Origin of the sequence: Suipraeoptans intestinalis (assembly GCF_009696485.1) — a bacterium.
GTDB classification, from domain to species: domain Bacteria; phylum Bacillota; class Clostridia; order Lachnospirales; family Lachnospiraceae; genus Suipraeoptans; species Suipraeoptans intestinalis.
Genome location: NZ_VULY01000018.1, coordinates 95077 through 107892, shown reverse-complemented (window position 1 = coordinate 107892; position 12816 = coordinate 95077). Strand labels below are relative to the sequence as shown.

Genomic DNA, 12816 nt, shown 5'->3' with positions numbered 1-12816 from the left:
TATCCAAGCTTACACAGTAAGGGAGTGAGGGACTGATGGTGACAAAGAATCCTCCGGAAAAGAAAGACGAGACAACAACGCCTTCCTCCAAGGAGAAAATCGGAAGAACAGGAGCTTTCTTCCAGGATCAGGACAGTTCCGGAAAGAACTTTGCAGGAGTCGATTTGAAAGGGGCGGTTTTTCGGAACGTGCGGCTGGATGGGGCGGATTTTTCCGGCGCGAATGTGGAAAATGCGCTGTTTGACGGATGCAGCATGGCGGGAGCCAACTGGACCGGAGCCAATATGCGAACGGCTTCTTTTCGCTTCTGCAATATGCAGGGCTGCCGGATCAATGGAGCGGATCTTTACGGCGCCGTACTGGAACACGCCTGCCTGGAAGGAGTGATCTCTGATGATTCTACCAGATGGTTCCGGCTGCGATGCCCCGAAGAAGGAGCCTTTTTAGGTTATAAAAAATGCGTCAATGACAGACTGGTACAGCTTTTGATACCGGCGGATGCCAAACGGACATCGGCAACCCTGCCTTCCTGCAGATGCAGCAAAGCCAAGGTCCTTACCATCAAAAGTTTTGATCAGACGCAGGAATTTGAAGAGGCCTGGTCTTTGGTGGATGAAAATTTTGTATATCGGAAAGGAACATTTGTGGAGGTGGCGGATTTTAACGAGGATCGCTGGATGGATTCCACCACGGGCATTCATTTCTGGATGACGAGGGAAGAAGCCATCGCGTACTAGGCAGATCGTGGCCGAAAGCAGATCCGGACAATGGCCGGAAAAAGCCACCTGCACCAATTGAAAAAGAAAGGAAGCATTCATAAGAAGTATGATAAAAACATCAGAAGATTTAAGAAAACTATTGCAGGAAATCAATCACAGGAGCTATCCGGCTTATAAAGGAACTAAGGGACAATACCAGTTTGGAAAATATCTGCTGGGAATCGACCATGTGCAGGGAGATCCTTTTGCAGCGCCGTCCCGGCTGAGTATCCGTGTAAAAGGAAGAACTGCTGGGTTTCCGCAGGACTGCTATCAGGAAAAGCACAGAAGGATTGCCTTTGCCGATTATCTTCTGCGGTGCTTTGGAAAGGAAATTCAGAGCTACTCTTTTCAGGCAAAGGGATCGGGAAAAAGCGGCTTGATCTCCATCACCAGGTGCCGGCAGGAGGTGCTGGAACGAACGGCCTGCCAGGTGCGACCGGACGACGGAGAGATCCTTTTACGGTTTGAGGTGGGATTTCCCGCCAGAGGAAGAACCATTCAAAGCGATGAACTGGTACGAATCCTGTTTGACTTTATTCCCAAGTGTGTGGACAAGGCCCTGCTGTTTCGCACAGCCGACAAAAAACGGCTGGAAAGAGTGCTTTTTCTCGCAGATGACTACACTTTCCTGCAGTCCGGCCTAAAGGAAAGAGGACTGGTGGCATTTATTGCCAACGGCTCCATTCTTCCCCGGGAATCGGGGATTTCCAGCCGTCCTATGAAGGATGGAATTCCTTTTCATACGCCGGATGCCATGAAGGTGACGATAGAACTTCCCCATAAGGGAGTTGTGGAAGGAATGGGAATACCGGAAGGCATTACACTGATCGTAGGAGGCGGATACCATGGCAAATCCACTCTGCTGAAAGCCCTGGAGGCCGGCGTCTACCCCCACATAGAGGGAGATGGGAGAGAGTACGTTGCCACAGAAGCTTCTGCCGTAAAGATCCGTTCCGAAGACGGACGGAGTATACGGGGAACGGATATTTCCATGTTCATCGGGGAACTGCCCAACGGAAAGGACACCAGAAGCTTCTACACCGAAGATGCCAGCGGAAGCACTTCCCAGGCCGCCAATATCACGGAAAGTATCGAGGCCGGGACAAGACTGCTCCTCATTGATGAGGATACCAGTGCTACAAATCTTATGGTTCGGGATGAACTGATGCAGCAGGTGATCCAGCGGGAAATGGAGCCGATCACTCCGTTTATTGAAAGAGTACGGTCTCTGTATCAGACCCACGGGATTTCTTCTATTTTGGTGGCAGGAAGTTCAGGTTCGTATTTTCAGGTGGCGGATGAAGTGATCCAGATGGACAAGTACGAGCCAATCCACATTACAGCAATGGCAAAAGAAAAAGCAGCCGCTTATCCGGGGCTTGAGATACCAGAGGACTGTCCTTCGATCTCTTATTCGGAGCGGAAAGTCTTTCCGGACAGAAAACTGAATGCGGGAGACAGAATCAAACAGAAGGTACAGGGTCTGGATTCTATCTGTATCAACCATGAGGTCATCGATATGCGGTATGTAGAGCAGCTGAAGGATCCCGAACAACTGCAGGCGTTGGGACAGATCCTGCTCTATATGGAGCGGTCTGTTTTTAACGGAAAAAAGTCGCTGCACCAAAGCGTGGAAGAAACATGGGCTATCCTGGAACGAGAAGGATTTTCCGGCCTGCTGGGACATGCGCTGCCGGGAAACCTCGCCATGCCGCGAAAGCAGGAGATCTACGCCTGCTTAAACAGATACAGACCGCTGGAAATCAGATAGAACGGAAAATACAGGATTCTGTAAGCAGGAAAGCGAAGAACAGTTTCTGTAGAAGCTCCGGAGAAAATGATAGAGAACAAGAGGAAACCAGGAAGACAGGAGGAGTTTTATGAGAGTCATATCCGGAACGGCGCGGAGGATCCCGCTCAAGTGTATGGAAGGCTTTAACACCAGACCGACTACGGATCGTATAAAAGAAACATTGTTTAATATGATTGCCCCTTATCTGTATGACTGCCGGTTTTTGGATCTGTTTGCAGGCAGCGGCGCCATAGGGATAGAGGCATTAAGCAGAGGAGCCAAAGAAGCAGTATTTGTAGAAGCGGACAGGCGGGCAATGGACTGCATCCGTTACAATCTGGAAAAAACCTCTCTGACTTCCAAAGCCATGACGCTGCATTCCGATGTCATGACAGCCCTTTACCGGCTGGAAGGAGAAAAATCCTTTGACTATATCTTCATGGATCCTCCCTATGGAAAGGGGCTGGAAAGGAAAGTCCTGGAATATCTGAAAGATTCAGAGCTTCTTGCTCCCGGAGGGATCCTTATCGTAGAGGCGTCACTGGATGAAACCTTTGAGGATGTAGAGAAAATGGGATATGTTCTGCTGAAAGCCAAACGGTACAAAACAAATCAGCACGTATTTTTGGAGCCGCAGGGGAGGAAGGAAATATGCTAAGAGGGATCTATCCGGGGAGCTTTGATCCGGTCACGTTCGGACATCTGGATATCATTCGCCGTTCCGCGAAAATGGTGGATGAATTGATCGTGGGAGTACTGAACAACAAAGCGAAAATTCCATTGTTTTCTGTGAATGAACGTGTTAAAATGCTAAGTGAGGTAACAAAAGAGATACCTAACCTACAGATTGTCCCGTTTGAGGGATTATTGGTAGAATTTGCCAGAGAAAGAGAGGCTGACATCATTATTCGCGGACTTCGGGCGATCACCGATTTCGAATACGAATTACAGATGGCGCAGACCAATCACAAGCTGGCGGATGAGATCGAGACTATCTTTTTAAATACCAGTCTGGAGTACTCTTATCTAAGTTCTACCACCGTAAAGGAGGTCGCCTCCTTTGGAGGAGACATTTCACAGTTCGTACCCACCTTGGTCATGGATATGATGAAGGAAAAGAGGAATACAAAAGGAGAGTGTAAATGATGAGCAGCCGTATTGAGCAGATTATTGAAGAAATTGAAGAGTATATTGACAGTTGTAAGTTTCAGCCGCTTTCAACGACGAAGATCATCGTAAACAAGGATCAGATGGATGAGCTTCTTCGGGAGCTTCGCGTGCGCACGCCGGATGAGATCAAGCGCTATCAGAAGATCATTGCCAACAAGGATGCGATCCTGGCAGATGCCCAAAGCAAAGCCCAGGATATGATCGAGGACGCCCAGATCCACACCAACGAGCTGGTCAGTGAGCATGAGATCATGCAGCAGGCGTACACACAGGCCAACGAGATCGTGACGACGGCTACCGCACAGGCGCAGGAGATCCTGGACAATGCGACCAGAGACGCCAACGATATCCGCATTGGAGCCATGCGTTATACAGACGAGTTGCTGGCTAACGCAGAAAGCGCTATCGCTCATACCCTGGATAGCTACACCACCAAGTATGACGGCCTGGTAACCTCTCTGCAGGAATGCTACGACATGGTTCGTTCCAACCGTTCCGAGCTGGAGATCCCGGAACAGGAAGAGCCCTCCAACCTTGATGTCACCTACGAGGAGGACGCAGACGATTACGAATAATTCCCAAGAGGAATCAAATAAAGTAAGACAAAAGGAGGAGAAAGATGGGTGTATTAGAAGAGTTGCAGCCGCAAAAGGTCTTCGGCTTTTTTGAGGAGCTGTGCAGGATCCCCCACGGAACATTTGACATTCAGCGTATCAGTGATCACTGTGTGGCATTTGCAAAAGAACGGGGACTGGAAGTGGTTCAGGATGAGGCGGGCAACGTCATCATCAGAAAGCCGGGGACAGAAGGATATGAAAACAGCGCTCCTGTAATCCTGCAGGGACACATGGATATGGTTTGTGAGAAGCGCCCGGAATCAGATCATGATTTTAAAAAGGATCCCCTGCAGATCTATGTGGAAGATGGATTTGTAAAGGCCAAGGATACCACCCTGGGAGGAGATAATGGAATCGCAGTAGCAATGGCGATGGCCGTTTTGGACAGCGACGACATTGCCCATCCACCCCTGGAGGTTCTGATCACAGCAGACGAAGAAGTGGGAATGGGAGGCGCCAAGACGGTAGACCTTTACCAGCTGAAGGGCAGTCGTCTGATCAATATCGATTCGGAAGAGGAAGGTATTTTGACGGCAGGATGTGCCGGCGGGATCCAGTATGAGGCAGAATTCCCCCTCACCCGGACCAGCGAAAACGGAGTTATCGTTTCGGTGCGGATCCATGGACTCTGTGGCGGACATTCCGGAATGGAGATTCATAAGCAGAGAGGCAACGGACACAAGATGATGGGTCGTTTCCTCAGAAAAGCTTATCTGGACACTCCTTTCCGACTGATATCGATCGACGGCGGAAGCAAAGACAATGTTATTTCCATGGATGTAACGGCCAAAGTTCTGGTGTCGGAGACAGAAGCGGCACAGAAGATCACAGATCTGGCTCTTCAGATGAAAGAAATCTGGGATCACGAATTTATGGGAGAAGAACCAAATCTGGCGGTGGACGCTTCCTTCCTGGAAGGAGAAGCCATGGCAGCTACTTTCCAGGAAACAGAGTCTGTGATCCAGTATCTCGTTCTGGTTCCCAATGGAATGATCGAATACAGCAGAAAGCTGGAAGGCATTGTGGAAACTTCTTTAAATCTGGGAATCGTGGAAACAAAGGAAGCCTCTGTCAGGACGGCACACCTTCTCAGAAGCTCGGTAGAGAGCCGGAAGGAACAGCTGAAAGAAGAGCTGGATCAGTGTGTGACTGCCAGTGGCGGTACGCCTTTTGTTACCAGCGAATATCCGGCATGGCAGTTTCAGCTTCATTCAGAATTAAGAGATATCATGGTTGCTTCCTTCCGGGAACTGTACGGAAAGGAACCGGAGGTTTCCATGGTTCATGCGGGATTGGAATGTGGGATTTTTGTAGGAAATCGCCCGGATCTGGATTGCGTATCCTTTGGACCGGACATGTTCGATGTTCATTCTTTCCAGGAAAGACTGAGTATCGCATCCACACAGAGAACCTGGGAATATCTGAAAACAATTTTGAAAAACTGCAGATAAATGAGTCAGACAGGCGGAGAACACTTTGTTTCTCCGTCTTTTGTTTTGTATAATTTTATGCTATAATCTTATGGGTCATGTACCTGTTCAACTGATAGAAAAAAGGAGTATCTGATGAAACTGCCGGTTTCTTTTGAAGAAAAAATGAAACGCCTCTTAAAAGAGGAGTTTGATGCATATATGGACTGCTATAAAAAGCCGAGATTTTACGGACTTCGGGTCAATACCCGGAAGATCTCTGTAGAAGCCTTCCAAGAGATCTGTCCCTTTCCCATCACGCCCATTCCATGGATTGAGAATGGCTTTTACTATGAAGGGACAGCCGTTTCTCCGGGGAAACACCCTTACTATGCGGCCGGTCTGTATTACCTCCAGGAGCCAAGCGCCATGACACCTGCCAATCGTCTTCCGGTTGTTCCGGGGGAACGTGTGTTGGATCTGTGTGCGGCACCGGGCGGGAAGGCCACTGAATTGGGAGCGAAGCTGAAAGGAGAGGGACTGCTTGTGGCAAATGATATCAGCAGCTCCAGAGCCAAGGGCCTTCTGAAAAATCTGGAACTGTTCGGTATCGGGAATCTTCTGGTGCTCAGTGAAGAGCCGGGGCATTTGGCGCAGTATTTTCCGGAATACTTCGATAAGATTCTGATAGATGCTCCCTGTTCGGGAGAGGGAATGTTCCGAAAGGACAAAAAGATGGTACGTGCCTGGGAAGAACACGGACCGGATTACTTTTCTAAGATCCAGAAGCACATCCTCCTCCAGGCAGCGGCTATGTTGCGCCCCGGAGGAAAGATCCTGTATTCCACCTGTACCTTCGATGAGAGGGAAAATGAACAGGCCATTGAATTTCTGCTGCAGGAGTGCCCGGAATTTACCATACAGGCAATTGTGCCGTATGACGGGTTTGCAGAAGGGATTCCCCAACTTTCTAATACGCAGATGGAAGACCTGAAAAAAACAGTCCGCATTTTTCCCCACAGGCTGGACGGAGAAGGGCATTATCTGGCTTTGCTTCAGAAGAGGGAGAAGGCTTTTGATCTTTCCGGAAGCCCTCGAAAATCCGGATCTCTCGCTCAAAAATCTCAAAGAGGCAGGGTTCGGGAGGTGCCGGAAGAACTTATTTCCTTCTGGCAAGATGTGAACTGGGAGCTTTCCCAAGATCGTCTGGAAATCCATGGGGAAAAGGTTTACTATATGCCTTCGGAAGTTCCTGATCTTAGCGGAGCCAGATTCTTAAGGACAGGGCTTCTCCTGGGAGATTGGAAAAAGCGCCGGTTTGAGCCAAGTCAGGCATTCGCCATGTATCTGAAAAAGGAAGACTATCAAAAAATACTGGATTTTTCCTGTGCAGACGAAAGAGTCCGAAAATACCTGAAGGGAGAGACCCTGGAGGTTTCCGATCTCGTTTCACCTTCTGAAAAGGGATGGTATCTGATCTGCGTGGACGGGTACTCTCTGGGATGGGGGAAGCTTTCCGGAGGAACCTTAAAGAACAAATATTTGGCCGGGTGGAGGCTTTCATGAAGATACGTTTAGATAAATATCTGGCGGAAATGGGAAAAGGAAGCCGTCAGGACGTTAAAAAACTGATCCGCCAGAAGCAGGCGGCCGTCAATGGCACGACCACGACAAGACCGGAAGCGAAGGTGGACACAGAAACCGATGTTGTCACGGTTCAGGGAGAGGAAGTTCCCTTTGTCGCTTTTGAATATTATATGCTGAATAAACCTGCCGGCGTGCTTTCCGCCAGCAGGGATAAAAAGGAAAAGACGGTTTTGGATTGTGTCGGCAAAACAAAACGCAAGGATCTGTTTCCGGTGGGAAGACTGGATAAGGATACGGAAGGACTGCTTTTGATTACGAATGACGGAGAAATGGCACACCGGCTTCTGTCTCCCTCCTATCATGTTCCTAAATGTTACTACGTAAAAGTAGAGGGGAGATTTCCGGAAGATATCCGACAAAGATTCTATGAAGGCATCAATATCGGAACTGCTGAAAAAGAAGAGAAAACGGCTCCGGCCAGCCTGGAGATTCTGGAAGAGGGTGAAGTTTCCAGAGTACGGCTTACTATCTGCGAAGGAAAGTATCATCAGGTCAAGAGAATGTTTCTTGCCTGTGGCTGCCAGGTGGTTTACCTGAAGCGAGAGAGTATGGGCAGCCTGCAGCTGGATGACTCTTTGAAACCGGGAGACTGTCGTCTGCTTACGCCGAAAGAGATAAAAGAACTTGGAGGAACCTATGCTGACAAACATTGACGGAATTATTTTTGATATGGACGGAACCTTGATCGATTCCATGTGGGTATGGCCGGGACTGGACGATCGCTACATGGAAAAATACGGTCTGCGCCAGCCGGAAGGATTCCACGAGATCATAGAGGGCATGAGCTGTGAGGAAGTGGCCGATTATTTTCTGGAAAGTTTTCCGAATCTGACCTGCAGCCGGGAGGAAATGATAGAAGAGTGGATCGATATGGCTTATGAGGCATACACCACCCAGGTCACCTTAAAAAAGGGCGTCTTAAATTTTATCCGGAAGATGAAAAAGGCAGGAAAAAAGATCGGGATCGCAACCAGCAATGCCAAATCTCTGGTGGACGATACCTTGCGTGCGCTTCAGGTGTCTCATCTGTTTGATGTGGTGAGGACAGCAGGAGAAGTGCAGGCAGGAAAACCGGCGCCGGATGTCTATCTTCTGGTGGCCCGGGAGCTGGGGATCCGCCCCGACAGATGCTTGGTATTTGAGGATGTTCCCATGGGAATCCTGGCAGGAAAAAATGCCGGTATGAGAGTCTGTGCAGTAGCGGACGATTTTTCTTTGCTACAACTGGAAAAGAAAAAAGAGCTGGCAGATTATTTTATCCAGGATTTTCGGGATATCGAGCAGGAAACATATGAGATCCTGACAGAAAATCTGCTGGATGGGAGAAAATATAGATGAAGACAAAAGGACAGTTTGGAAATATCAGAAAACGGAGAGGAAAGATCCTGAACTTGGTTCTTCTGAGTACGGCAGGTACCGCCTTACTGCTTTTGGCCGGATACTATCATACGCATACGCTGACCAATCTTATGACGCTGCTGGCCCTCAGTGCATATATTCCTGCTCTGATCCTGGCAATCCGCGGAATTTCCCTGTTTTTTCACAAGGGGCTTTCTGAGGAGCTGTTCCGGGAACTGGAGGAGAAAGGAAAGCTTCTGGAGAAATGCTATGACCTGATGATCGCCGTCAATGGAAAAACGGTCTCTGTGGGAGCGGTCGTGGTGTATGAAGCCCTGTTGTGCGGCTATTTAACAGAGCAAAAAGAGAGGACAAAGGAGACGGAAAATTTCTTGAAGGAATTTTTGAAACAATCCGGCCACACGAATCTCACCGTCAGATTTTTTGGAGACCGGGCGCCCTTTCTTTCCAGGGTAGAGGGAATGAACGCCATGGCAGACGTGGCAAAAGCCACCAGGGAAAGGCAGGAGGTTTACAGACAGCTGATTCAGTCTGTAACAGACATGTCTATGTAAAAGGAGAAATGGATGCGAGAGTTGAAAGTGACAGAAAACGAGGCAGGACAGCGATTGGATAAGCTGCTGCGAAAATATCTGGAGCAGGCGCCTTCCGGTTTTCTTTACAAGATGCTGCGAAAGAAAAATATCGTACTGAACAAAAAGAAAGCCAGCGGCAAAGAGATCCTGTCCCGGGGAGATGTGATCTGCCTGTTTCTGTCAGAGGAGACCATCCAAAAATTCCTGGTTGGTCCAAAGCAGTCAGGAATCCCCAAAGGATATCAGGGAAGTCTTCCTCAGATCATTTATGAGGACGCACATATTCTCGTACTGAATAAGCCTGTGGGAATGCTGTCCCAAAAAGCCGCCCCACAGGATGTGTCCGTGTCGGATTATGTCATAGACTATCTGATGGCTACGGGAAAACTGACAGCAAAAGAGTTACAGACCTTTCGCCCCTCCGTATGCAATCGTCTGGATCGAAATACCAGCGGTCTGATCCTGGCAGGAACTTCTCTTGCGGGATTGCAGACCTTATCCGCTCTTCTAAAGGACAGAACCCTTGCAAAGTATTATCTTTGTCTGGTAAAGGGAAGGATTCGGGAGCAAGGAGTGCTGACAGGATATTTAACGAAGGACACCCTCCGCAATCAGGTCAGGATCGGCCGGGAAGAAGAAAAAGAAATTGTGACGCAGTATGATCCCATCGCATGGAATCAGGAAATGACGCTGTTAAAGGTGCATCTGGTGACGGGAAGAACCCATCAGATCCGGGCGCATCTGGCTTCGGCAGGACATCCTCTGGCCGGCGACGGGAAATACGGCGACGACAAATGGAACCTGCAGCTAAAAAAGCGATATGGGATCCGCTGTCAGCTCCTGCACGCTTATGAAATGCATTTTCCGGTCATCAAGCAGGAATTGGCGCATCTCTCACAAAAAAGTTTTCAAGCGCCGGTTCCGGACAGCTTTGGAGCACTGATAAAGGAGACAGTATGGGAACATGGACAACAAGAGGCCTTCGCGGCTCTACACTGGAAGAAATGATCAATCGTACCAACGAATGGTATCGGGACAGACGGCTGGCGCTGATCCAGAAGATTCCCACTCCGATTACGCCGGTGCGCATGGACAAGGAACATCGGCAGATCACACTGGCTTATTTTCAGGAACGCAGTACGGTAGACTACATCGGAGCCGTTCAGGGGATCCCCGTCTGTTTTGACGCTAAGGAATGTGTGTCCGATACATTTCCTTTACAGAACATTCATCCACATCAGGTGGAATTTATGCAGGATTTCCAAAACCAGAAGGGAGTCTCCTTTCTTTTGATCTACTATTCGACAAGGAATGTGGCGTATTATATGCGCTTGGAGGAAGTCGTATACTTCTGGGACCGATCCAAAGCAGGCGGTCGGAAAAGCTTTCGATTCGACGAACTGGATCCGGAATTCTTTCTACAGCCGGAGAGGGGATATTATCTGCCTTACCTAAATCCTCTCAGCAAAGATCTGGAACGTTTGGATGCTGAAACATAAACGGACAAAAACCAAGAGAGGAGAGGCCTGTGAAAAAAGAGAGTAGAGGGAAGAAGCAGAAAAAACTTTGGATGTTTTTACTTTGTCTGCTGATTCTGTTTCTTTGTAATCAAATTTTTGGATGGAGCCGTTACTGGAAAGATCTGGACAATCTGAAGGGGCTGCGGGATCTGGTACAGGATAATCTCCCGGCGGCAGTGGGAGTATATCTGCTGTTTACCATAGTAGGGTGCGTGGCTTTGGCTCTTCCGGGAATCACGTTTGCACTTTTGGGAGGAATGCTGTTTGGCCCGTGGCTTGGCACACTTTGCTGCCTGGCGGGGACTACTCTGGGAGCTATGGTTTCCTTTTGGGCAGGAAGGTATTTTCTGCGGGACAGTCTGAAGCCGGTGGTGATGAAGAACGCACTTCTGAAAAAGTGGCTGTTTGACCAATCCGGCGACCATCAGCTGGTTCTGCTGATGATCACCCGACTGATCCCTTTATTTCCCTTCAATCTCCAGAATTTTGCTTATGGGATCACAGATATGCCTTTTCGCACTTACGCCTTTGGGACCTTTTTGTTTATGATCCCGGGAACGGCAGCCTATACCATCGGAGCGGCCGGGATCACTGCGGGGAAACATCGGTTTTTATATTTTGGAGCTGCGTTGGTGTTGGTTCTTTTGGTTTCACTTCTGAGTATGAGGCTGAAAAAGAATTACCACATTGATGAAAAAGAGATAAAAGAAAAATAGATCATAAGAAAGCTAACATCGAAAACAAAAGCAAAAGAAGTACCAGAAGATCAAGAAGAGAAGCACACAGATAGAAGGAAAAGAGAAAATGGATAGACAAGCACAGGAAAGCGGGTCGAAATTGCCGGAACTATCGAAAAACCGAACGCGGCAGGAGGCCTGCATTCATTGTAAAAACTGTCAGAGACATTGCGAATTTCTGACGAAATATCATCTGGATATCGGAGATCCCAAGGTAAAGGATCTGGCATACCACTGCTTTTTGTGTGGGAAGTGCTACGCCGTCTGTCCCATGGGGATCGACGGAAGGCAGATCCTTCTGGAGCAGAGGATTTCTGACTGTAAAACCGGCCGTTCGCATTTAAAGTCTGTCGGTTACGGACTCCTTCTTTGGGAAAAGGAGTCCTACCGGTTCCGCAATACGAAAAATCTGACAGCGGGAAGCGTTCTGTTTCCCGGATGTAATTTCCCATCATTCTACCCGGAAACTACCAGGTACCTGGCCGAAAAGCTGTATCGGGAAAAGGGGATCGGGACTCTGTTGGACTGTTGCAAAAAGCCGGTAGACGAGCTGGGACTGGAAAAAGAGACGGCAGAGCAGCTAACCAACCTGGAAAACCTTCTTGCATCAGGAAACATTCAGGAGATCATCGTACTCTGCCCTAACTGCTACAGCTTTTTGAAACCGAAGCTGACGGTCAGGGTGGTCAGTATCTATGAAAAGTTGACCGAATGGGGATGGGGCCAAAAGGTGTCTCAAAACAGACTCTTTCTTCCCTGTCCGGACAGAGAGAAAAAGGAAATGCTAAAGCAGATCCGTCCGTTTCTTGCCAATCCGGAAGAGATCATCCAGTCCGTACAGTGCTGCGGCATGGGAGGATGCGCCAGCATCAGGGAGCCGGAACTGGCTTTTCAGCTTCGCAGAAAGGTGGGAAAGGAGCCGCTTTCTACCTACTGTGCCACCTGCTCCGGAAATTTTGTCAGAGGCGGCTGTAAGGATGCCTCCCACCTCCTTGTGGAAATCCTTGGCAGGAAGGAGCAGGCAGATACCAGACACTCTCTTTGGAACCGGGCAAGATTGAAATACTATCGCCTGAAGAAGGTTCCGGATATGGAAAAGATTCGGACAGCCAACAGGGACAGGCATCAAAGCAGAAAGGAAATTGAGGGCAAAAACGAAAAAGAAAGGAGAGGACTTTGTATCCGGGGAATGCAAAGTCAAACAGAACATGAAGCATAAAAAGCAAAGG

The 12816-nt window shown here is 48.8% G+C and carries 14 protein-coding genes; all 14 read left to right on the top strand.

Going from position 1 to position 12816, the window contains the following annotated elements; translation table 11 throughout:
- The first annotated feature begins 35 nt into the window (after positions 1–35).
- The 14 genes from FYJ34_RS01245 (at position 36) to FYJ34_RS01180 (ending at position 12806) form a co-directional block, all read left to right on the top strand.
- A complete protein-coding gene (locus FYJ34_RS01245) occupies positions 36–737 on the top strand; it encodes a pentapeptide repeat-containing protein (RefSeq protein WP_154475527.1) in 702 nt (233 codons plus the stop codon).
- 91 nt (positions 738–828) lie between these two features.
- The gene (locus tag FYJ34_RS01240) at positions 829–2532 is read left to right on the top strand and encodes an ABC-ATPase domain-containing protein (protein WP_334296363.1); all 1704 of its coding nucleotides are present in this window, start codon (positions 829–831) and stop codon (positions 2530–2532) included.
- A gap of 109 nt (positions 2533–2641) precedes the next feature.
- A complete protein-coding gene (rsmD, locus tag FYJ34_RS01235) occupies positions 2642–3211 on the top strand; it encodes a 16S rRNA (guanine(966)-N(2))-methyltransferase RsmD (protein ID WP_154475523.1) in 570 nt (189 codons plus the stop codon).
- Positions 3205–3699, top strand: coding sequence for a pantetheine-phosphate adenylyltransferase (coaD, locus tag FYJ34_RS01230; protein ID WP_154475521.1), 495 nt, complete (start codon positions 3205–3207; stop codon positions 3697–3699). The genes rsmD and coaD overlap by 7 nt, the downstream gene beginning before the upstream one ends.
- Positions 3699–4298, top strand: a complete 600-nt coding sequence (locus FYJ34_RS01225; RefSeq protein ID WP_154478743.1) for an ATPase — start codon at positions 3699–3701, stop codon at positions 4296–4298. The genes coaD and FYJ34_RS01225 overlap by 1 nt, the downstream gene beginning before the upstream one ends.
- A 44-nt stretch (positions 4299–4342) precedes the next feature.
- Positions 4343–5791, top strand: coding sequence for an aminoacyl-histidine dipeptidase (locus FYJ34_RS01220; protein WP_154475519.1), 1449 nt, complete (start codon positions 4343–4345; stop codon positions 5789–5791).
- Positions 5792–5905: 114 nt separating this feature from the next.
- On the top strand, positions 5906–7315 hold the full coding sequence (locus FYJ34_RS01215) for an RsmF rRNA methyltransferase first C-terminal domain-containing protein (protein ID WP_154475517.1): 1410 nt from the start codon (positions 5906–5908) through the stop codon (positions 7313–7315).
- Positions 7312–8049: a pseudouridine synthase gene (locus FYJ34_RS01210; RefSeq protein WP_154475515.1), complete on the top strand. Its 738-nt coding sequence runs from the start codon at positions 7312–7314 to the stop codon at positions 8047–8049. The genes FYJ34_RS01215 and FYJ34_RS01210 overlap by 4 nt, the downstream gene beginning before the upstream one ends.
- The gene (locus FYJ34_RS01205) at positions 8033–8734 is read left to right on the top strand and encodes an HAD family hydrolase (protein WP_154475513.1); all 702 of its coding nucleotides are present in this window, start codon (positions 8033–8035) and stop codon (positions 8732–8734) included. Before FYJ34_RS01210 ends, FYJ34_RS01205 begins: the two co-directional genes overlap by 17 nt.
- Positions 8731–9309, top strand: coding sequence for a hypothetical protein (locus FYJ34_RS01200; protein WP_154475511.1), 579 nt, complete (start codon positions 8731–8733; stop codon positions 9307–9309). Before FYJ34_RS01205 ends, FYJ34_RS01200 begins: the two co-directional genes overlap by 4 nt.
- Positions 9310–9321: 12 nt before the next feature.
- The gene (locus FYJ34_RS01195; protein ID WP_154475509.1) at positions 9322–10338 is read left to right on the top strand and encodes an RluA family pseudouridine synthase; all 1017 of its coding nucleotides are present in this window, start codon (positions 9322–9324) and stop codon (positions 10336–10338) included.
- On the top strand, positions 10287–10829 hold the full coding sequence (locus FYJ34_RS01190) for a Holliday junction resolvase RecU (RefSeq protein WP_154475507.1): 543 nt from the start codon (positions 10287–10289) through the stop codon (positions 10827–10829). The genes FYJ34_RS01195 and FYJ34_RS01190 overlap by 52 nt, the downstream gene beginning before the upstream one ends.
- Positions 10830–10858: 29 nt before the next feature.
- Complete coding sequence (locus FYJ34_RS01185) at positions 10859–11566, top strand: TVP38/TMEM64 family protein (protein ID WP_330582490.1); 708 nt, start codon at positions 10859–10861, stop codon at positions 11564–11566.
- Between the two features lie 88 nt (positions 11567–11654).
- Positions 11655–12806: a heterodisulfide reductase-related iron-sulfur binding cluster gene (locus tag FYJ34_RS01180; protein WP_154475505.1), complete on the top strand. Its 1152-nt coding sequence runs from the start codon at positions 11655–11657 to the stop codon at positions 12804–12806.
- The last annotated feature ends 10 nt before the right edge of the window (positions 12807–12816 follow it).